Annotated in this window: 16 protein-coding genes and 1 pseudogene; 7 read left to right on the top strand and 10 right to left on the bottom strand. The window is 73.5% G+C overall.

The features are described from left to right. Window positions 1–59 precede the first annotated feature (59 nt). The gene (locus tag IW256_RS33325) at window positions 60–1,430 is read left to right on the top strand and encodes a sensor histidine kinase (protein WP_197014718.1); all 1,371 of its coding nucleotides are present in this window, start codon (window positions 60–62) and stop codon (window positions 1,428–1,430) included. 81 nt (window positions 1,431–1,511) lie between these two features. Next, complete coding sequence (locus tag IW256_RS33330; RefSeq protein ID WP_197014719.1) at window positions 1,512–2,501, top strand: suppressor of fused domain protein; 990 nt, start codon at window positions 1,512–1,514, stop codon at window positions 2,499–2,501. Between the two features lie 67 nt (window positions 2,502–2,568). Here IW256_RS33330 and IW256_RS33335 read toward each other — a convergent pair whose 3' ends face one another. The 4 genes from IW256_RS33335 to sigE form a co-directional block, all read right to left on the bottom strand. After that, entirely contained in the window at window positions 2,569–4,344 is a 1,776-nt protein-coding gene (locus tag IW256_RS33335; protein WP_197014720.1) for a helix-turn-helix domain-containing protein, read from the bottom strand. Between the two features lie 168 nt (window positions 4,345–4,512). Then, window positions 4,513–5,058, bottom strand: a complete 546-nt coding sequence (locus IW256_RS33340; RefSeq protein WP_197014721.1) for a YceI family protein — start codon at window positions 5,056–5,058, stop codon at window positions 4,513–4,515. Window positions 5,059–5,166: 108 nt separating this feature from the next. Continuing rightward, entirely contained in the window at window positions 5,167–5,976 is an 810-nt protein-coding gene (locus IW256_RS33345) for an alpha/beta fold hydrolase (protein WP_197014722.1), read from the bottom strand. Window positions 5,977–6,074: 98 nt separating this feature from the next. Next, window positions 6,075–6,662, bottom strand: a complete 588-nt coding sequence (gene sigE / locus IW256_RS33350) for an RNA polymerase sigma factor SigE (protein WP_197016704.1) — start codon at window positions 6,660–6,662, stop codon at window positions 6,075–6,077. 371 nt (window positions 6,663–7,033) lie between these two features. Here sigE and IW256_RS33355 point away from each other — a divergent pair, with 371 nt between their 5' ends. The 3 genes from IW256_RS33355 (at window position 7,034) to IW256_RS33365 (ending at window position 11,198) form a co-directional block, all read left to right on the top strand. Continuing rightward, window positions 7,034–8,623 carry an acyl-CoA synthetase gene (locus IW256_RS33355; protein WP_197014723.1) on the top strand — a complete coding sequence of 530 codons (1,590 nt, stop codon included), beginning with the start codon at window positions 7,034–7,036 and terminating at the stop codon, window positions 8,621–8,623. Window positions 8,624–8,760: 137 nt separating this feature from the next. After that, window positions 8,761–9,582 (top strand): PIG-L deacetylase family protein, encoded by an 822-nt coding sequence (locus IW256_RS33360; RefSeq protein WP_197014724.1) that lies wholly within the window; start codon window positions 8,761–8,763, stop codon window positions 9,580–9,582. Between the two features lie 158 nt (window positions 9,583–9,740). Continuing rightward, on the top strand, window positions 9,741–11,198 hold the full coding sequence (locus tag IW256_RS33365; protein WP_269217965.1) for a serine/threonine-protein kinase: 1,458 nt from the start codon (window positions 9,741–9,743) through the stop codon (window positions 11,196–11,198). A 65-nt stretch (window positions 11,199–11,263) separates the two neighbouring features. On the opposite strand, the pseudogene rho reads toward IW256_RS33365, so the two are convergent. Continuing rightward, a pseudogene (gene rho, locus IW256_RS33370) lies at window positions 11,264–12,460 on the bottom strand (transcription termination factor Rho); the annotation flags it as partial. Between the two features lie 447 nt (window positions 12,461–12,907). Between rho and IW256_RS33375 the strand changes: the two are divergent. Further along, window positions 12,908–13,786, top strand: a complete 879-nt coding sequence (locus tag IW256_RS33375; protein WP_197014727.1) for an enoyl-CoA hydratase/isomerase family protein — start codon at window positions 12,908–12,910, stop codon at window positions 13,784–13,786. Here the strand turns inward: IW256_RS33375 and IW256_RS33380 are convergent. Continuing rightward, window positions 13,765–14,808: a hypothetical protein gene (locus tag IW256_RS33380; RefSeq protein ID WP_197014728.1), complete on the bottom strand. Its 1,044-nt coding sequence runs from the start codon at window positions 14,806–14,808 to the stop codon at window positions 13,765–13,767. The two genes, IW256_RS33375 and IW256_RS33380, sit on opposite strands and share 22 nt — an antisense overlap. Window positions 14,809–15,030: 222 nt before the next feature. On the opposite strand from IW256_RS33380, the gene merB reads away from it, so the two are divergent. Then, the gene (gene merB, locus IW256_RS33385) at window positions 15,031–15,699 is read left to right on the top strand and encodes an organomercurial lyase (protein WP_197014729.1); all 669 of its coding nucleotides are present in this window, start codon (window positions 15,031–15,033) and stop codon (window positions 15,697–15,699) included. Window positions 15,700–15,719: 20 nt separating this feature from the next. Here merB and IW256_RS33390 read toward each other — a convergent pair whose 3' ends face one another. The 4 genes from IW256_RS33390 to IW256_RS33405 form a co-directional block, all read right to left on the bottom strand. Further along, the gene (locus tag IW256_RS33390) at window positions 15,720–16,364 is read right to left on the bottom strand and encodes a LuxR C-terminal-related transcriptional regulator (protein WP_197014730.1); all 645 of its coding nucleotides are present in this window, start codon (window positions 16,362–16,364) and stop codon (window positions 15,720–15,722) included. 16 nt (window positions 16,365–16,380) lie between these two features. Continuing rightward, window positions 16,381–17,700, bottom strand: coding sequence for a sensor histidine kinase (locus tag IW256_RS33395; RefSeq protein ID WP_307829270.1), 1,320 nt, complete (start codon window positions 17,698–17,700; stop codon window positions 16,381–16,383). A gap of 120 nt (window positions 17,701–17,820) precedes the next feature. Next, window positions 17,821–18,606 (bottom strand): polysaccharide deacetylase family protein, encoded by a 786-nt coding sequence (locus IW256_RS33400; protein ID WP_197014731.1) that lies wholly within the window; start codon window positions 18,604–18,606, stop codon window positions 17,821–17,823. A gap of 251 nt (window positions 18,607–18,857) precedes the next feature. Next, window positions 18,858–19,601 (bottom strand): IclR family transcriptional regulator, encoded by a 744-nt coding sequence (locus IW256_RS33405; protein WP_197014732.1) that lies wholly within the window; start codon window positions 19,599–19,601, stop codon window positions 18,858–18,860. Between the last annotated feature and the right edge of the window lie 68 nt (window positions 19,602–19,669).

Genomic DNA, 19,669 nt, shown 5'->3' on the forward strand with positions numbered 1-19,669 from the left:
TGCCAGACGAGGGTCTGACGGGGGACCAAAACGCCGGGCATCGATGAACGGGGGAACCGATGCGGTTGCGACCACGGTCCATCCGCTCGCGCGACACCCTGATCGCCGCCGTGCTCGCGGCGCTGGTGCTCGGCGCGATCGCCGCGGCCACCGACGTGGCGGTGCGCGTCGCCGTCGGCGCCCGCCTGCTGGAGGACACCCAGCGCGCCGGACGCCAGATCAGCGCCGGAGTACGGGACGGAACGCTGACCGGCTCGCGGCTCCCCGACCCCTCGGGCGGCCGGATCCTCGTCCAGGTGGTCGGGCCGGGCGGCCGGATCGTCGCCGCCACCCCCGCCGCCCAGGGCCGCCCGCCGATCAGCCGGCTGTGGCCGACCCGCGACGAGCGCGTCCGCGACCTGATCGAGTGCACCCACCACGGCCCCGGCGGGCGGTGCATGGCGGTGGAGGTCATCCGGCTCACCACCGCGCCCGACTCGCCCGTGGTCTACGCCGCCCGCCCGATGCCCGCCGTCCTGGTGAACGGCCTGCTGGAGATGCTGCTGGCCGGGGCGGTGCTGCTGCTGTCGGCCCTGGTCGCCTGGGTCACCTGGTGGTTCGTCGGCCGTACGCTGCGGCCGGTCGAGCAGATCCGCGCCCAGCTCGCCGAGATCAGCGCCAGCGACCTGAGCCGCCGCGTCCCCGAGCCGGCGGGCGAGGACGAGATCGCCCAGCTCGCCCGTACCGCCAACCAGACCCTCGACCGGCTGGAACGTGCCGTCGAACGCCAGCGGCAGTTCGCCTCCGACGCCTCGCACGAGCTGCGCACCCCGATCGCCGGGCTGCGGGCCAACCTCGAGGACGCCTCGATGCACCCGCACGACACCGACCTGGCGGTGACCGTACGGTCCGCGCTGCGCGACACCGACCGGCTGGAGTCGATCGTCACCGACCTGCTGCTGCTCGCCCGGATCGGCACCGGGGGCACCGCCGCGCACGAGACCATCGACCTGGCCGTCCTGGCGGACACCGAGCTGCGGCGCCGCGACCCCGGGCTCAAGGTGGAGGCGCGGCTCACCCCCGGCGTGGAGGTCAGCGGCGTCCGGATGCAGCTGGTCCGGCTGCTGGGCAACCTGCTCGACAACGCCGAGCGCTACGCGGGCGGCAAGGTGGAGGTCATGGTCTCCGCCACGGGCTCCCGGGCCCGGCTGACGGTCACCGACGACGGCCCCGGGATCCCCGCCGCCGACCGCGAACGCGTCTTCGAACGCTTCACCCGGCTGGACACCGCCCGCAGCCGGGGGGCCGGCGGCGCCGGCCTGGGCCTGGCCATCGCCCGGGAGATCGCCCAGGCCCACCGCGGCTCCCTCTCCATCGAGGACTCCCGCAAGGGCGCCCGCTTCGTCCTCCTGCTCCCCCTCGACCCCTCGCGCGAGGATGCCCCGCGATAAACGTGATGTGGGTCATATCGGGGATCGCCGGTGGAGGTCCGCACGTCGGTATAGGTCATCGACCCGACACACAGCGATGGGATGGGCATGCTCGTCTACCAGAACTGGGACGCGATCGACGAAGCCCTGAAGGGGCGCTACGGGGACGCCGAACGGCTGGAATGGACACCGTCGGTCCCGTACCGCCCCGCCGGCCCGGTGCCGATGGGGCACTTCGTCAGCAACCTCATCGCCGTCTACCCCCGGACCGAGCCCGTTCCGCACTGGCACCTCATCGGGTACGCGATGACCGCCCCGTACGAGGAGCGCGGGTACGAGTTCACCCTCCGGGTGCGCCGCGGCCCCGGGGACGGTGCCGCCGCGCCCAACTGGGCGATGCAGCTCATGGAGTCGCTGGCCTCCTACGTCTCCAAGAGCGGCAACGACTTCGCCGCCGGCCACTACATCGAGTGGCCGGACCCCTTCGACCCGGACCGCCCCGGTTCGCCGATCCGGGCCGGCGGGTTCGTGCTCGACCCCGAGCTGGGCGTGCTGGACACCGCGATCGGCCAGATCGCCTTCCTCCAGTTCGTCGGCATCACCACCGACGAGCTGCACGCCTCCCAGGCATGGAACGTCCGGGGGCTGCTCGGCGCGCTGGAGCCGCACCTCCCGCTGCTGGTCACCGACCTGGACCGGGCCTCGCTGGCCGGCGACCCCGAGGTGGTCCGGGCGGTGGAGGAGGGCTCCCTCCGGGACGGATCCGGCACCGGGTACCTCTTCCTGCACCGGCTCGGCGCCGAGACCGGCGACGGCGTGAGGGTGACGATGGGCGCCGAGCACGTCCCGCAGTTCACCCGGGTGCTGCCCGGCCGCGTCCCGCACGGCAACCCGCTGATCCTGCGCTCCGGCGACCGCCCGCCGGTCGTCTTCCTGCCCGGCCCGGAGTTCTCCCACCGCGAGACCGGCGAGGCGCTGGAGATCTACATCCCCGGGACGGCCGCCGCCGAACTCGCCGGCGCCGTCACCACCGCGCCCGGCGACTACCGCGTCCCCTCGCTCCCCGCCCTGACCATCACCATCGAACCGTGACCCGGCCCCGGCGGCCGGTCGATCGGCCGGTCGATCGGCGGGTGGATCGGCCGGCCGCCGGGTGAGGTCAGGCGGGCCGGGCGCCCTCGGCCACGTCGAGGAGGACGAGTGCGGCCCGGACGTCGACGATCGTCTCCGGGAGCGACAGGTCCAGGCCGGACACCGCCTCGATCCGGCGCAGCCGCTGGCTGACGGTGTTGGGGTGGACGTTGAGCCGCCGGGCCGTCTCGCGCCGGTCCAGCCGGGCGTCCAGGTGGACCCGCAGCGTGCGCAGCAGCTCCGTGCCGCGCGCGCGGTCGTGCCGGCGGACCCCGGCCAGGGTGCGGTCGGCGAACGCGACGAGCTGCGCGCTGTCCTCCAGCTGGAGGAGCAGGCCGCCGATGCCCAGGTCGTCCACGGTCACCGTGGTCCCCGAGCGGCCCGCGTGCCCGGCGACGGTGAGGGCGCCGAGCGCCGTCCGGTAGGACTGGGCGATGCCGTGGTGGGCCGGGGCGGACACCGCGACCAGCGCGTCCGCCACGCCGGGGACGGCCACCAGCGCCTTGCGCACCGTCTCGCCGGCCTCGCGGGCGCCGGCCGCCGACGGCCACAGCGCCACGAGCGCCTGCCGGTGCAGCGCGACCAGCGGCCGGGGGGTGTGGCCGGAGGCCAGGCGGGTGACGGCCAGGAGGGCCCGCTGCGCCACGGCGCCCGGACGGGCCGCCGGGTCCGGGTCGATCCGGCAGACGATCGCGAGGTGCGGACGGGTCAGGTCATGCCCGAGGAGGTCGGCGCGCTCGCGTAGCGGGCCCGAGGCGAGGTCGGAGCCGCCGAGGATGTCGGCCAGCAGCTCGCCGCGCAGGCGCTGCTCGACCTCCGCCGCGGTACGCCGCCGGAACATCTCGAGGGAGAGCACGAGCGACGCGTGCTCCAGGGCGCGGCCGTCCAGCGGGCTGAGGGGCGCCGGGCCGCGCGGCAGCCAGAGCCGGGCCACCACCGAGCCTTCGAGCAGGACGCCGATGACCACGTGGTCCCCGTGTTCCCGGACGAGCCCCGTCCCGGGGTCCGCCGCGTGCCCGTCGACCCCGAGGGCGGCGCGCACCGCGGCGGGCGGCAGGCCGGCGAGCGCGCCGGTGTGCGCGAGGACCTCGCCGCGGGCGTCCTCGACCAGCACCGGCCGGGACAGCAGATCCGACACCGCGGCGGCGATGCCGTCGACGCCGCCCGCGCGCAGCGCCACCCGCAGCAGCCGGTCGTGGATGCGTTCCGAACGGGTGGCCAGCTCGTGCTGGTGGCGCAGGTCGTCGAGCATCCGCGCCGAGGTGAGCGCGATGGCCGCGTGGTCGGCGAGCAGCCGCAGCCGGTCGATCTCCAGTTCGGTGAAGTCGTGGACCGCCGAGAAGTAGCTGTTCAGCGTGCCGACCACCGCCGAGCCCGTGACCAGCGGCACCGACAGCATCGAGCGGTAGCCCTGCTCGCGGGCCACGCCGCCCCAGATGAAGCCGAGCTCCCGGGCGATGTCGGCGACCGCGACCGGCCGCCCGGAACGGAACGCCCGGCTCGACGGCGCGCCGCCGTCCGCGTCCGCCTCCAGGCGCACCGGCCGGTCGGAGTTCACCCGCGCGACGTACTCCTCGGTCAGCCCGCTCCACCCGGCGATGACCAGGTTCCGCTCGGCCGCGTCCGGGACGAGGACGCCGCAGAAGTCGAGGGCGAGCAGGGTGCGCGCGGTCTCGGCGATGAGGTCGAGGACGTCGCGCAGGCCGAGGCCCGAGTTCACGGCCGCGGTGAGGGCGCCGACGGCGTCGAGCCACCGGCGCAGCTCGGTGAGCGACTCGGGGTCCGGTTCCTTCTTCGGAGTCACGGCTCATGATGTCACAGGCGCCATCATCCTTCTCGAACCGTGTCTCTCCGTACACATGTGCGCGCACCCCCGACGCGGAGAGGCCGCCCACCCGTAGGTGAGCGGCCTCTCCGCATCGGTCACGCGTCGCGGGAGCGTCTCCGCCCGCGCGGCGCGGGCCCGGCCGGGTCAGGCGCGGACGGCCTGGACCTCCAGCTGGATGTCGACCTTGTCGCTGAGCAGGGCCTTGTCGCCCGCCAGCGGGATGTTGAACTCGATGCCCCAGTCCTTGCGGTTGATGGTGGTGGAGGCGGAGAATCCGGCGCGGGTGCCGCCCCACGGGTCCTCGCCGATACCGTTGAACTCGACCTCCAGGGTGACCGGACGGGTGACGCCCTTGATGGTCAGGTCGCCGTCCAGGTAGTGGTCGCCGCCCTCGGAGCGGACGCCGGTGGTGGCGAAGGTCATGGTCGGGTGGTTCTCGACGTCCAGCACGTCGGAGGTGCGGACGTGCGCGTCCCGGTCGGCGTGGCGGGTGTCGATGGAGGCCATCGAGATCTCGGCGGTGGCGGTGGAGGCGGCCAGGTCCTCGGCGATCTGGACGGTGCCGGAGAACTCGGTGAAGCTGCCCCGCACCTTGCTCATCAGGTGCCGGATCACGAAGGTGACCTCGGAGTGCGCCGGGTCGATGTTCCAGGTGCCGGCGGTCAGGCCCGGGGCGGTGGCGATGCTCATGATGGACTCCCGCTAAATGCTTGAAGTTTCAACGACTTGCTGATGCAGACGTTAGTTGAGTCTTCAAGGATTGTCAAAGGGGGGCCGGAACCGGGGGGCCGAGGCGTGTCAGGCGGCCTTGTCCCCGGCGCCGCGCAGGGGGTGGTCGCTGCCTTCGAGGAGCACCCGCGCCACCAGCTCGGGATCGTCCCCCATCGGGACGTGCCCGCAGCCCCGGAGCCACACGAAACGGGCCCCGGGCAGCGCCTGCTGGGCCCGGACGGCCTGGCTCGCCCGGAGCAGGCGGTCCTTGGTGCCCCACGCGATCGTCACCGGGACGTCCGCGCAGGAGCCGCGGAAGCGGACCCTGCGCCCGGCGCGCAGCGTGGGCTCGAACCCGGCGGCGCCGCGCAGGGCGCGGGCGTCGCCCGCGAGGGCCTCGTAGTCCAGCAGGTCGGGACGGGCGTAGATCATGCCGAACATGGTCATCCGGCGGCGGGGAGAGCGCGCGAGCCGTTCCATGAGCGGGGCGGGCAGGCCGGCGGCCAGCCGCGAGGCGCGCAGGATCGAGGCCGCCATGGCCAGCTCCCGGGCGGTGAAGAAGCCCGCCGGGGACAGCACCGTGGCCGAGCTGACCAGGCCCCGGTCGGCGGCCTCCAGGGAGAACAGCCCGCCGAGCGAGTTGCCGGCGATGTGCGGGCGCTCCACCCCGAGCCGCTCGAACAGGTCCGTCAGGACGCCGATCGTCGCGTCCACGGTGTAGGGGGTGCCGGCGGGCAGCGGCGGGGACGCCCCGAAGCCGGGCAGGTCCACTGCGATGACGTCGCGTTCCTCGGCCAGCCGGTCCATGACGGGCTGCCAGCCTTGCAGCCGGTGCCCGATTCCGTGCAGCAGTACCAGCGGCGGTCCGTCGCCGCGGCGCTCGAAGACGATGTCCACGGGGCGAGGGTAGGTCACAAGTTACTGACCGGTCACGTGTGAGGGTCGTCACATCGAACGGAGCGAGGCGGGGAGCGGGCCGGGGGCCGGGGGGCGGGTCAGGGGGTACGGGCGGGGGCGGCGTCGAGGTGCGGGGCGTCCATGTGCGTGGCGGCGAGGGGCGCGGGCGGGGCGTCCGGGCGGCGGTGTTCGAGGGCGGTGCGCAGCTGGGCGCGGCCACGGTGGATGCGGCTGCGCACCGTGCCCATCTTCACTCCCAGCGAGGCGGCGATCTCCTCGTAGGTGAGCCCCTCGATGTCGCACAGCACCACGGCCGCGCGGTATTCGGGGGCCAGCGCGTCCAGCGCGCTCTGGATGTCGGCGTCCAGGATCCGCTCGTCGAGCGCCTGGGCGGGGCTCGGCTCGCGGCCCTGGAGGCGTTCGGCCGCGTCGTCGGCCAGCGCGTCGAAGCGGATGCGCTGCTTGCGGCGGGCGCGGTCGAGGAAGAGGTTGGTGGTGATCCGGTGCAGCCATCCCTCGAAGGTGCCCGGACTGTAGGAGGACAAGGAACGGAAGACCCGGATGAAGACGTCCTGGGTCAGGTCCTCCGCGTCGTGCCGGTTGCCGGTCAGGCGGTACGCCAGCCGGAACACCCTTGTGGAGTGCTCGCTGACGATCTCCTCCCACGTCGGAGGCGTCCACGCCATCGCGCCTGCGCTCACCGCTACCCCCGTCTGATGCAGAATCGTTACGGCCAAGCATGCCGGTACCCAGATAAGAGCCGTATAAGAACCGCCGGGCGTGGCCGGATGCGGCGCTCCGGGCCCCGCTCGAACTCCTGCCAATATGCCTTCTGACCTGCGCTTTCGTGGTCTCCTGAGGGAAGGCTGAAAGGTGCGGCCGGAACGGCGGTGTGACCGATCACTCATCGCCTCCGGCCCGGCCGGCGGTGGCCGGCGGTGCGACCGGTGGTGGCCGGCGGTGCGACCGGTGGTGTGACCGATCTCATTGGACGATCTGTCAGTTACGCGGGATGATCGAATCTCCTCCGCCCACCCCGACAACGCGAGGACGTGGCATGGCGCGAAGCTACAACCTGGCCGACCTGCTCGAGATCCTGGCCGCCGCCGGCCCCGACCGGCCCGCACTCGTCGCCGGGGACGAGCGCCGCACCTACCGGGAGCTCAACGAACGGGCCGGCCGGGTGGGCCATCACCTCGCCGGCGCGGGCGTGCGGCCGGGGGAGCACGTGGCGATCCTGGCCTACAACCGGGCCGAGTGGATCGAGAGCATGCTCGGCGCCTTCAAGATCCGGGCCGTGCCGGTCCCGGTCAACTTCCGCTACGTCGCCGCCGAGCTGCACCACGTCCTGTCCGATTCCGACTCGGTGGCGCTGATCGGCGAGCGGTCGCTGCTGGCGCGGGTGGAGGAGATCCGGGCCGACCTGCCGCTGCTGCGGCACGTGGTGGTGCTGGAGGACGGTGACGGCACGGAGATCCCCGGGGCGGTGGAGTACGAGAAGGCGCTGGCCGCGGCCTCCGACGGCGACGACTTCCCCGAACGGTCCAGCGACGACCGCTACATCATGTACACCGGCGGCACGACCGGCTATCCCAAGGGCGTCGAGTGGCGCTGCGAGGACATCTTCTTCGGCGCGCTCGGCGGCGGGAACGTCCTGGGCGACCCCATCACCAGCCCCGAGGGCATCGCCGCCAACGCCGAGCAGCCGGCGATGGCGGTGCTGGTCTGCGCGCCCGTCATGCACGGTGCCGGCCAGTGGGTGGCGTTCATGGGGCTGTTCGGCGGCGCCAAGGTCGTCCTCTACACCGAGCACGCCTTCGATCCCGCGCGGGCCCTGGAGATCCTGGCCGCCGAGCAGGCCAACGTCATGATGCTGGTCGGCGACGTCATGGCACGTCCGGTCGCCCGGGAGCTGGCCTCCGGCGACCACGACACCTCCGCGCTGTTCGCGATCGCGTCGGGCGGCGCGCCGCTGACCGAGGGCGCCAAGGACGCCCTGCTGGAGCGGTTGCCGAACATCATGTTCCTGGACAACTACGGGGCGTCCGAGACCGGCGCGTGCGGCCCGTCGGTCGGCGGCGACTCGGGCACCGCGCGGTTCCTGATGAAGCCGGGCATCACCGTCCTGGACGAGGACCTCAAGGTGGTGCGGCCGGGCGAGGTCGGACGGCTGGCGCGCAGCGGGCACATCCCGCTCGGCTACTACAACGACCCGGACAAGACCGCGTCCACGTTCTTCACCGACGCCGAGGGCACCCGCTGGTCGGTCCCCGGCGACTTCGCCGCGCTGGAGGAGGACGGCACGATCACCCTGCTCGGCCGGGGGTCCCTGGTCATCAACACCGGGGGCGAGAAGGTCTACCCGGAGGAGGTCGAGGTGGCGCTCAAGGACCATCCGGACGTGGAGGACGCGGCCGTGGTGGGCCTGCCGGACGAGCGGTTCGGCGAGCGCGTCGCCGCGGTGATCTCCGTACGGCCCGGAACGAACCCGTCGCTGGAGGCGCTGACCGGGCACTGCCGGGGCCGGCTGGCCGGCTACAAGCTCCCGCGCCAGGTCACGGTGGTGGACGAGGTGCGGCGTACCGCCGTCGGCAAGTCCGACTACACCTGGGCGCGGTCGGTGTTCGCCGAGGACGGGGCCCGGTAGCCACCGGGGCGCTTCGCGACGTTCGCCGGAGAACGGGCATTCGTGCCGGGTGAGCGGCATGTCCGGCGAGCCGGTGATGACGCAGCTTTGACGTTCCGGTGGAATGATCTTCAAGCGCCCCAGGGAATCTAGAGTCCGTGCCACGGACCTGCGTCTTCTTCCACGCCCACCGCGACGACGAGGCATGGCTGACCGCAGGCACGATGGCGCGGCTGGCCGCCGAGGGGCACCGGGTGGTGCTGGTGGTCGCGGCCGGCCGGGGCGGGCTGACCTGCCTGGACGTCCGCCCGGCCGCCGAGGTCCTGACCGACGCCCTGACCGACGCCCTGGACGCGTCGGCGCACCTGCTCGGCTGCGCCCGCGTCGTCCTGCTCGGGTACGAGGACTCGGGGCTCGACGGCAGCGCCCTGGGCGGTTTCTCCCGCGCGAACGTCGGGCTCGCCGCGGACGGGCTGGCCGAGCTGCTCCGCCAGGAGCGCGCCGACCTCCTGAGCGTGTACGACCCGGCGGGCGGCTACGGGCACCCCGACCACGTCCACGTGCACCGGGTGGGCGTCCGGGCCGCCGAGCTGGCCGGCACCCCGGTCGTCCTGGAGGCGACCCTCGACCGTGACCTCCTGCTGCGCGTCCCCCGGCCGCTCGTACGCCTCGGCCTGGTCCCCCGCGCGCTGAACGCGAAGGGTTCCGAGAACGCCTATGCCCCTCGCTCCGAGATCACCCACCGCGTCTGCGTACGCCGGTACATCGCGGCCAAGCGCACCGCCCTGGCCGCCAACGTCGCGCACGACCCCGGCGGCGGGTCGGCCTGCACGCTCGCGCCGCTGCTGCGATTGCCGCGCTTCCTGTTCCGGCGGGTTCTGGGCACCGAGTGTTTCGTCCGGCGCGACCTTCCGCCCGGAACGGTCCTCGATCATCCGCTCGCCATGTGGCCCGCCTCGAAGGTGCCGGTCGACGCCTGAATCGCCAGAGAATCCGGCGTGTCACGACCTGAGTCCGGAATGTTTCGCCGGGTTCTTTACTCCGTGTCCCGCAACCCTCTCCGGGGTCGGAGATCGGTCAAGAAATGATTTGGTCTTTCGGAGCATGGCTTGGGGCGGTTCGCGCACATAAACACGACATGGTGGGAGATCGGTTGATACCGCTGGCGGAGCGGTATCGCCTGCTCTCGGTGGTCGGCCAGGGTGGAATGGGCACTGTTTGGCGGGCCCATGACGAGATGCTGGACCGGGACGTGGCGGTCAAGGAAGTGCGGCTCCCGGAACGGCTGACCGCCGGCGAACGCCGGCTGCTGTGCAGGCGGCTCATCGAGGAGGCCCGTGCCACCGCGGCGCTGCGGCATCCCGGCGTGATCGACGTGCACGACGTGGTCATCGAGGACGGGCGGCCGTGGATCGTCATGGAGTTCCTGCGCGCCCGCTCCCTGCACCAGGAGATCGCCGAGCACGGCCCGCTGCCGGTGGAGCGGGCCGCCAGGATCGGCCAGTCCGTGCTGGCCGTCCTGGACGCCGCGCACCGGGCCGGGATCCTGCACCGGGACGTCAAGCCCAGCAACATCCTGCTGTGCGACGACGGCCGGATCCTCCTCACCGACTTCGGCCTGGCCGTCCACGTGGACAGCGGGCCGGAGCCGGAGGAGACGCTGGTCGCCGGGATCGAGGGCTCGCCGGCGTACCTGCCGCCCGAACGCGTCCGCGGCGAGCCCGGCGTCCGCGCGTCGGACCTGTGGTCGCTGGGCGCCACCCTGTACGCGGCCGTGGAGGGGACCTCGCCCTTCCTGCGCTGCCACGCCCTGGCCTCGATGGTGGCGGTGCTGCTCGGCGAGTACCCGCCGCCGGTCCGCGCGGGCCGGCTGGCCCCGGTGATCGAGGGCCTGCTGCGGCAGGACCCGTGCCGCCGCCTGCGCGCCGCGGAGGCCGCCCGGCTGCTGGGGGCCGCCACCGAGCCGCCGCCCCCCGCCTGGCGCAGGCTGCTGCCGAACACGCGGCCCGGACGGCTCCCCGCCGGCGAACGCCGGGCGCGCGGCGACCGGCGGTCGCGGCTGGGCACCATGGTCTTCGCGATCAGCATCGCCGTCACGGCCGTCGTCCTGGGAGCGTGGAGCGCGCGCTGGAACTCGGTCGGCAAGGGCGAGGCGCTCACCCTGCTCCCCGTTCCCGGCGGAGCCTTCCGGACGGCCTCGTACCACGAGTCCGCCGGCTACCACGTCGACGTGCCGCTGGACTGGCGGCGCGAGGTGCGCGGCGGCGCCGTCCACTGGCGGGACCCGGTGGCGGGACGCGGCCTGCGCATCACCCCGGTCTCCGGCACCCCGCTGGCCGGCCTGCGCGCGGTCGAGCGGCAGACGGCCGGCTCGGCGGGCCATCCCGGCTACCGCCTGCTGCGGCTGGAGCCCGTCCCGGAACTCAACCGGCCCGCGGCGGAGTGGGAGTACACCTGGGGCGAGGCGGAGCACCGCATGCACGCGCTACGGACGCGGACGGCCGGCTACGAGTTCTACTTCTACGCGCCCGACGCGCGCTGGACCCCCGCACAACGGGTCTACGAACGGATCCTCGGCTCGTTCCGCACCGGGTGACCTCACGGAAGCGACCATTGACCTCGCGGAAGCGACCAGGTACCTCACGGAAGCGTCCGGGGGCGTCAGGTCGTCTGGCGTATGCGGAGCAGGAGTTCGGCGTTGGAGGAGGTGTCCTTCACCTTCTCCAGCAGCGCCTCGATGGCCTGCTGCCTCTCCAGGCCGCTGAGGGCGCGGCGCAGCCGCCGGTTCAGCACCAGCTCCTCGGGGGACAGGAGCAGCTCCTCGCGGCGGGTGCCGGACGCCTCGATGTCGACCGCGGGGAAGATCCGCCGGTCGGCCAGCCCGCGGTCGAGCTTGAGCTCCATGTTCCCGGTGCCCTTGTACTCCTCGAAGAAGACGTCGTCCATGCGGGAACCGGTCTCGACCAGCGCGGTGGCGAGGATGGTCAGCGAGCCGCCGTTCTCGATGTTGCGGGCGGCGCCGAAGAAGCGCTTGGGCGGGTAGATCGCGGTCGTCGCCACGCCGCCCGCCAGGATGCGGCTGCTGGAGGGGGCCGCCAGGTTGTAGGCGCGGCCCAGCCGGGTGATCGAGTCGAGCAGCACGACCACGTCGTGGCCCTGCTCGACCAGGCGCTTGGCGCGTTCGATGGTCAGCTCGGCCAGCGCGGTGTGCTCCTCGGCGGGCCGGTCGAAGGTCGAGTGGACGACCTCGCCCCGCACCGTCCGCTGCATGTCGGTCACCTCCTCGGGCCGCTCGTCGATGAGCAGCACCATGAGGTGGCTTTCGGGGTTGCTCGTGCTGATGGCGCTGGCCAGGGCCTGCAGGATCATCGTCTTGCCGACCTTGGGCGGGGCGACGATGAGGCCGCGCTGGCCCTTGCCGATGGGGGCGACCAGGTCGATGACGCGGACGGCGGGCGAGCCGCCGTCCAGCCGCAGCCGCTCGTTCGGGAACAGCGGCGTCAGCGCGCCGAACTCGGGCCGCGCGGCGGCCTCCTGGGGCGTGACGTTGTTGACCGTCTCGACCCGGTGCAGCGAGGCGAACTTCTCGCGGCTCGACCGGGGCGGGCGGGCCGTCCCGGTGACGACGTCGCCGGGGCGCAGGTGGTTCGAGCTCACCTGGGCGAGGGAGACGTACACGTCGTCCGGGCCGGGCAGGTAGCCCTGCGTCCGCACGAACGCGTGCTTGTCCTGGACGGACAGGATTCCCTGGAACGGAACCGGCGGCGCTTCCGTGGCCCGTTCGGCGCCCGGTGCGGAAACGGCCTGCCGGACGGGGCGGGCCGCCCGCCGCCGGGTGGCCTGCTTGGGCCCGGCCGTGCGTTCGGCCGTGCGTTCATTGGTGATGGTGGCGGTCATGAAAGTCCCTTCTCGGGCTACCGCGAAATGGCACCGCGTGCCCGGAGTCGGTTTCCGTGTACGGCTCACTCGGGCACGTACGCGGGAGTCAGGAGAAAAACGCGGCTCGCGCTCATCGGGCCGCCGACGGCTCCCTAGGTACGGTGGCCCGGATGCGATTCCGCGCGTACCGGGCTCGGTCGAATGGGGGAACTCGAACGATCACCGGGCACTCAGATGGCCCGGGCGGGGTAGAAGCGCCGATGAAGGCGCTATAACGACAGTACAACACACAACGCCCGCTCCGCACTCCCCGTCCTGCGGCCCCGTCCGGCGCAGTCTTCCGGCGCGGTCTTCCGGGCCGGGGCGCGGCGCGGCCGGAAGGCCCCGCCTCGTACGATTGCGGCGCGTCGAGAGCGAGGGGGCGGAATGGCCGCTGACCGGTGGCTGCGCGGCGAGGTGACCGGCGGCGTCGCGACGATCACCATCGACCGCCCGGAGAAGCGCAACGCCATGACCGAGGGCATGTGGCTGGGGCTGCCCGGCCTGCTGGAGGCGTTCGCCGCCGACCCCGCCGTACGGGCCCTGGTGCTGACCGGGGCGGGCGGGAACTTCTGCGCCGGCGCGGACATCGGCGAGCTGGACGCCATCCGGCGGCGCGGTGACCGCCACCCCTCGACCGTCGCCGAGGAGGCGCTGGCGGCCTTCCCCAAGCCCACGATCGCCGCGATCGAGGGCTTCTGCGTGGGCGGCGGCTGCCAGCTCGCGACGGCCTGCGACCTTCGCTTCGCCGCCGAGGACGCGCGTTTCGGCATCACCCCGGCCAGACTCGGCATCGTCTACCCGGGCTCGGCGACGCGCCGGCTGGTACGGCAGGTGGGCGCGTCGGCGGCCAAGTACCTGCTGTACTCGGCCGAGCTCATTGACGCCCGGCACGCGCTGCGGATCGGCCTGCTGGACGAGGTCGTCCCCGCCGGCGGGGTGCACGAGCGGGTGGCCGCGTTCGCCGCGACGCTGGCCTCGCGGTCGCTGCTCACCCAGCGGGCGGTCAAGGAGATCGTGGACGCCCTCGCGGCCGGGGACGACGCGGAGCCGGCGCTGGACCGCTGGCTGGCCGAGGCGCACGCCGGCGGCGGCGACATGGACGAGGGCGTCGCGGCCTTCCTCGAACGCCGCCCGCCCCGCTTCACCTGGACGGCTCCCGCGGACGAACGCCCGGGCGGCGGTCACCCGGGCGGCGGTCACCCGGGCGGGGGTGCCCCGGGCGGGGGTGTTCCGGGCGGCGGTCAGCCGGCCGACGCGTCGTAGCGGCGGCCCTCGGGCAGGCGGCGCAGGCGCTCGGCCGTGCCGTCGGGGTCGGCCACCAGCGCGGCCGGGTCGGCCCCGCGCAGCTCGGCGAGCGGGAGGACCCCGCAGACCAGCGACTCCGGCGTCCGCGCGAGGATCAGCGGCCCGATCTGAGCCCCGCCCGACTCGGTCTGCTTCAGCGCGTCCAGCAGGGCGCGCGCGGCACGGACCGCCTCCGCGGCCTCGCCGTCCACACCCTCGCCGGCCCCGATCTCCCCGCCGTCCCCGCCGACCCCGCGGTCCACGAGTGTGGCCGCGGCCGGGTCGCCCCCGACGTCCCCTGCGGTGCGCAAGGTGGAGAGCAACCCGATGAAGTCGCGTTCCAGGCCGCGCGGGCTCCGGCCTGACAGGTAACAGCGCCGCCGCCAGGCCGTATTCCCGTCCCCGGCCGGGGCGTCGCCGTCCGCGTCCTCGCCGGCCGGCGCGGGGGCGGAGGCGGCCGGCACGGGGACGTTCAGCTCGACCCGCAGCCCGTACCGGCGGGCGAACCGGGCGAACTCCCGGGCCAGCTCGGCGCGCGGCTCGGCGGTGCCCGCGCCCAGACCGCCGGCCACGGTGTCGACCGGGTCGGCGCCCAGCGAGGCCGCGGCGGCCTGGTCGAGGCGTTCGGCCAGGTGGCCGCGGAGCCGGGCCACCTCCGCCGACAGCCGGTCGACCGCCCCGCGCTGCCGGGCGAGCCGGGCGCTGACCTCGGGCAGGACCCGGTCGTTGATCTGCCCGATCAGCGACCGGATGCGGGCGTCGGCCCGCTCCAGCGACGCGGCCTGCTCCTCCTGCGCGGAGCCCAGCCGCTCGATCCGCTCGGCCTGGTCGCGCTCCACGGCGCGTACCTTCTCCAGCTCCTCCCGCGTGCTCTGGAGCGCGGAAAGCCGGGCATGGACGCCGGCGATTTCGGCGGCGACGCCGGACCGTTTGCGGTCAAAGGCCAGATACAGCTCGCGTCCGGCGATCGCCAGGCACAGCATGAACAAGATCCAGGTCATGGCGCCCCTCCAAAAGGGCCTGTCTTGCCAGGCAAGATAATTCACAATCGCCGGGCGGGACAGTCCAAAAGCGCGTTCGGGTGTGGTGGGAGCCGCGATTCTGTTCGGAAAGAGGGGTTATAGCCCGGTTTCTGATCGGCTCTTCCCGGTGAGCGGCCCCGGGTCGCGTCCCGTGGGCTAGGCTGAGGCCGGCCCAGTGAGTTGCGTGAAAGGACTGTCCAGGTGGCGTTCGACGACGAGGACCTGCGGGTGGCCGTCTACCGTTCCTTCGCGGAGACGGGCCGGGCACCGGAGGCGGGCGAGCTGGCCGAGCGGTTCGGCTCGGACACCGGCGCGATACGGGACGGCCTGCGCGCCCTCGCCGCGCAACGGCACATCGCCCTCGACGGCGACGACCGGATCCTGATGGCGCACCCGTTCAGCTCGGTGCCGCTCGGCTTCGCGGTCATGGGCGCGTCCACGCTCTGGTGGGGCGGATGCGCGTGGGACTCCTTCGCCCTGCCGCACCTGCTGCCGGACGAGCCGGAGGTGCTCGTCTCCACCCGCTGCCCCGGCTGCGCCACTCCGCACGCCTGGAACGTGACACGGGAGGCGCCCCCGCCCGGCGGCCAGGTCGCGCACTTCCTCGTCCCCACCCCCCGCATGTGGGACGACGTCGTCCACACCTGTGGAAACCAGCGGCTGTTCTGCGACGAGGGCTGCGTGGACGACTGGCTCCAGCGCACCGGCAACGAGCGCGGGTACGTCATGGACCTGCCGACCCTGTGGCGCCTGGCCCGGCACTGGTACGCGGGCCGCCTGGACCACGGCTACACCCGCCGCGAGCCCGCCTCGGCCGCCGCCTACTTCCGGGAGGCCGGTCTGAAGGGACCGTTCTGGGGCCTCGGCTGACGCGCCCGACGCGACCGGCGCTAGTGGTTGAGGTAGGCCAGGACCGCGAGCACCCTGCGGTTGTCGTCGTCGGAGACGGCCAGGTCGAGCTTGCCGAAGATGTTGGCGGTGTGCTTGGTGACCGCCCGCTCGGTGATGACGAGCTGCTGGGCGATCGCCGCGTTGGAACGGCCCTGCGCCATCAGTTCCAGCACCTCGCGCTCGCGCGGGGTGAGCCGTCCCAGCGGGCGGTCCCGGGTGGTGCGCGCCACCAGCCGCGAGATCACCTCCGGGTCCATCGCCGTGCCGCCCCCCGCGACCCGGCGGACCGCGTCCACGAACTGCGCCGCGTCGAACACCCGGTCCTTCAGCAGGTAGCCGATGCCGCCGCTGCCGTCGGCGAGCAGCTCGCGGGCGTACAGCTGCTCCACGTACTGCGACAGCACCAGCACCGGCAGGCCCGGGATCCGGCGGCGCGCCTCCAGCGCCGCCTGGAGCCCCTCGTCGGTGAAGGAGGGCGGCAGGCGCACGTCGACCACCGCCACGTCCGGGCGGTGGTCGACCAGTGCCTTGAGCAGCGACGGGCCGTTGTCCACGGCCGCCGCGATCTCGAATCCGTGCGCCTCCAGGAGGCTGACCAGCCCTTCCCTCAGGAGGGCGAGGTCCTCGGCCAGCACGACCCGCATCAGCGGGCCGGCCGGTTCAGGGACGGGTGGGCGGCGACGGCTCGCAAGGCACCTCCAAGGTCACGACGGTCGGGCCGCCCGGAGGGGAGCTCAGGGCCAGCACTCCGTCGAAGGTACCGACGCGCCGCTCGATCCCGCGCAGCCCCGTCCCGCCCTCGAACGTGGCGCCGCCCTGCCCGTCGTCGGTGACGGTGGCCCGCAGCGCGCCGTCCCGGTGTTCGAGGTCGACCCAGACCCGCCGGGCGCGCGAGTGCTTGGCCGCGTTGGTGAGCATCTCCGAGACGGCGAAGTAGACGGCCGACTCCACCGGCGGCTCCGGGCGGCCCGGCAGCGCGACGTTCACCTCGACCGGCAGCGGGTGGTCCAGGGCGAGCGCCTTGACCGCGTCGCCGACGCCCCGGTCGGCCAGCACCGGCGGGTGGATCCCGCGGACCAGGTCGCGCAACTCGGCCAGCGCCTTGGCGGACGACGCGCGGGTCTCGGCCAGCAGCAGCCGGGCCTTGTCCGGGTCGCGGTCCAGCAGGTGCTCGATCGCGCCGAGGGTCATGCCCATCGCCACCAGCCGGGCCTGGGCACCGTCATGCAGGTCGCGCTCGATGCGGCGCAGCTCGGCGGCGGAGGCGTCCACCGCGTCCGACCGGGTCTCGGTCAGGTGCCGGACGCGCAGCGCGAGCCGGGACGCCTGGGTGGGGCCGAGCAGCACCCGTCCCCACCGCCCGTAGTAGTCGAGCATCGCCGGGCCGCTGAGGAAGCCCAGCGCCATGAAGACCGTCCCGAGCACCGCGGCACCGGCGGGCCACTGCTCGCCCGCGCCGACATGGATGAACGCGTACCACTCGTTGCCGCCCGCCTGCACGATCATGTCTCCGGCCCCGGCCGCCAGGATCCACCCCCACAGGCCGCTCACGATCAGGGCGGAGGGCAGCAGGGCGGTGAACGTCGCCACGAACGGGTCGGCGACCAGGAAGGCGAAGTCGCGCCATGTGGCCGGGTCGGTGACGATCCACTGGAAACGCCGCAGCCGCGCGCCGGTGCTCTTGGGGTCCTCGTCGGGCGCGGGAACGGGCTCCGGCAGGTAGGGGCGCTCGATCCGGTGGCCCGTCCACTGGGCGAGCAGGCCGCGGTAGGTGTTCATCAGCCTGCGGACGAAGACCACGACGGGTGCCAGCACGAACACGCCCAGCCCGATGCTCAGGAGCGACAGGGTGCTGTTCAGCAGGCTGAACGCGAACATTCCGGGGATGCACAGCAACCACAGGCGGAAGCCCCGCCAGGGGGCTCGCGCCCGTTCCGTCAGCCAGGTCTCGCGGGAGCGCCCGCTCAGTTCGCCGTCCACTGCATCCTCCGTACATCGCCTGCCGTACGGAGTCCAGTCTTCGCCCGTTCCCCGGCCCGCACAGTGTGCCCGAACCCCGGACATGGGGTGTACTCAGGTACACCCCCGCGGTCCCGATGATCAGAGGGCGACGAAGGTCAGGCCGCGCTTCTTCAGCCTGGGGATGGCGCCGCGGAGCGCCCGGACGGTCTGGGAGCGGTCGCCGCCCCCGTCGTGCACCAGCAGGATGTTGCCGGACTCGCTGCCCATCAGCGTCTTGCGGATGCGGCCGACGCCGGGACGGGCCCAGTCACGGGGATCGACCGCCCAGTCGATCGGCAGCATGCCGTGCTCGCCGATGACGTCCAGGACGGCGGGGGACCACGCGCCGCCCGGGGCGCGGAAGAAGGTGGGGACGATCCCGGAGGTCTGGGAGATCAGGTCGTGGGCCTCGCCGATCTCCTTCTTGAGCCGCTTGCGCGACAGGCCGTCGAACGACAGCGGGTGGGTCATGGTGTGGTTGCAGATCTGGTGCCCGGCCGCCGCGATGCGCCGGGTGAGCCGGGGGTACTCCTTGACCTGCTCGCCGATGATGAAGAACGTGGCGTGCACCTGGTGCTCGGCGAGCAGGTCCAGCACCTTGGGCGTCCAGGTCGGGTTCGGCCCGTCGTCGATGGTCAGCGCGATCGTCCGGTCCGGCGGCGGCGGGACCAGCTCTTTCAGGTCGCGGATGGGGGTCTTGGGCTTCACCGCGGTCAGCCGGGCCGGCGTCCACGGCGCGGGGCGGGGCGTCGGCGTGGGCGTCGGGGTGGGGCTGGGCGAGGGATGCAGGACGGCGCGCCGCCGGGTGCCCGGCGCGGCCGTGCGGGGCGTGGTCGACGCGCCCGCGCTGTCGGCGGCCAGGAAGGCGAGACCTGCCGCGCCCATCAACCAGAGAGCCCTGCGGCGAGACGCCGGGCTGGAATCGACTACCCCCACGGCGGAAACCGTAGCGGGGACGTTGGGGCGTACGTGGCCAAAAGATCACAATGCCCTGATTTCGGTCCGCCGATATCCCGTAACGCCTGCGCCGCAGGGCCTCCGGGCGCCCGCGCGTCCGCGTGTCGGGACGTCCGCGTGTCGGGCGTCCGGGCGTCCACGTGTCCGGGCGTCCGCCCGCCACCTGGTGAGGCGCCGCGCTACGGCGTGTGGCCGCAGTCGGCGGAGATGGCGCGGACGGTGGCGAGCAGTTCCGGCAGCAGCCCGAGGATGCCGTCGCGGCCGAGGACGACGTCGGGCACCGACAGCGAGGCCGCCGCGACGGCGCGGCCCCCGGCCCCCCGGATCGGCGCGGCGACGCACCGCAGGAACGTCTCGTGCTCGGCGTCGTCGAGCGCGTACCCCTGCCCGGCCACCCGCGCCAGCTCCTCCAGGAGGGCGTCCGGGCCGGTGATGGTGTTCCCGGTGTACGGGGTGTAGTCGATGCCCGTCACGATCAGGCGGCGGCGCGGCTCGGGCTGGTCGGCCAGGAGGACCTTGGCGATCGCGGTGGCGTGCAGCGGCATCGGCAGCCCGACCCGGGAGTACATGCGGATCGCGTGGCGGGAGTCGTACTTGTCCAGGTAGACGACCTCGCCGCCCTCGTACACGCCCAGGTGGACGGTCTGCCCGGTCAGCTCGTTCAGCCGGGCCAGGTGGGGCGCGGCGACGTCACGGATGCCGCGCTCGTCGAGCGCGGCGCCGGCCAGCGCGAACAGTCCCGAGCCGAGACGGAAACGGTGGGCGTCGTCGCGGTAGGCGAACCGCTCCCGCTCCAGCGTGCGCAGCAGGCGCAGCACCGTCGTCTTGTGGACGCCGACGGCGGCGGCCAGCTCGTCCAGGGTGCGCGGCCCCTCACCGAGCTCGGAAAGGATGCGCAGCGCCCGCGCCAGGCTCTGGCTCATCGGCTTCCCCCGCCCGCCTTCTCAGGGCCCGCGGCCCGGGCCCGCGTCCGGAAAAACCTTGATCGTCG

The organism is Actinomadura viridis (assembly GCF_015751755.1).
In the GTDB taxonomy this organism is placed as follows: domain Bacteria; phylum Actinomycetota; class Actinomycetes; order Streptosporangiales; family Streptosporangiaceae; genus Spirillospora; species Spirillospora viridis.

What these genes read in the sequence shown, in the direction of transcription:
- IW256_RS33325 (WP_197014718.1), top strand. Translation starts at nt 60, where the DNA reads ATGCGGTTGCGACCACGGTCCATCCGCTCGCGCGACACCCTGATCGCC.
- IW256_RS33330 (WP_197014719.1), top strand. Translation starts at nt 1,512, where the DNA reads ATGGGCATGCTCGTCTACCAGAACTGGGACGCGATCGACGAAGCCCTG.
- IW256_RS33340 (WP_197014721.1), bottom strand. Translation starts at nt 5,058, where the DNA reads ATGAGCATCGCCACCGCCCCGGGCCTGACCGCCGGCACCTGGAACATC.
- sigE (WP_197016704.1), bottom strand. Translation starts at nt 6,662, where the DNA reads ATGGCGTGGACGCCTCCGACGTGGGAGGAGATCGTCAGCGAGCACTCC.
- IW256_RS33355 (WP_197014723.1), top strand. Translation starts at nt 7,034, where the DNA reads ATGGCGCGAAGCTACAACCTGGCCGACCTGCTCGAGATCCTGGCCGCC.
- IW256_RS33365 (WP_269217965.1), top strand. Translation starts at nt 9,741, where the DNA reads ATGGTGGGAGATCGGTTGATACCGCTGGCGGAGCGGTATCGCCTGCTC.
- IW256_RS33375 (WP_197014727.1), top strand. Translation starts at nt 12,908, where the DNA reads ATGGCCGCTGACCGGTGGCTGCGCGGCGAGGTGACCGGCGGCGTCGCG.
- IW256_RS33380 (WP_197014728.1), bottom strand. Translation starts at nt 14,808, where the DNA reads ATGACCTGGATCTTGTTCATGCTGTGCCTGGCGATCGCCGGACGCGAG.
- IW256_RS33390 (WP_197014730.1), bottom strand. Translation starts at nt 16,364, where the DNA reads ATGCGGGTCGTGCTGGCCGAGGACCTCGCCCTCCTGAGGGAAGGGCTG.
- IW256_RS33400 (WP_197014731.1), bottom strand. Translation starts at nt 18,606, where the DNA reads ATGGGCGCGGCAGGTCTCGCCTTCCTGGCCGCCGACAGCGCGGGCGCG.
- IW256_RS33405 (WP_197014732.1), bottom strand. Translation starts at nt 19,601, where the DNA reads ATGAGCCAGAGCCTGGCGCGGGCGCTGCGCATCCTTTCCGAGCTCGGT.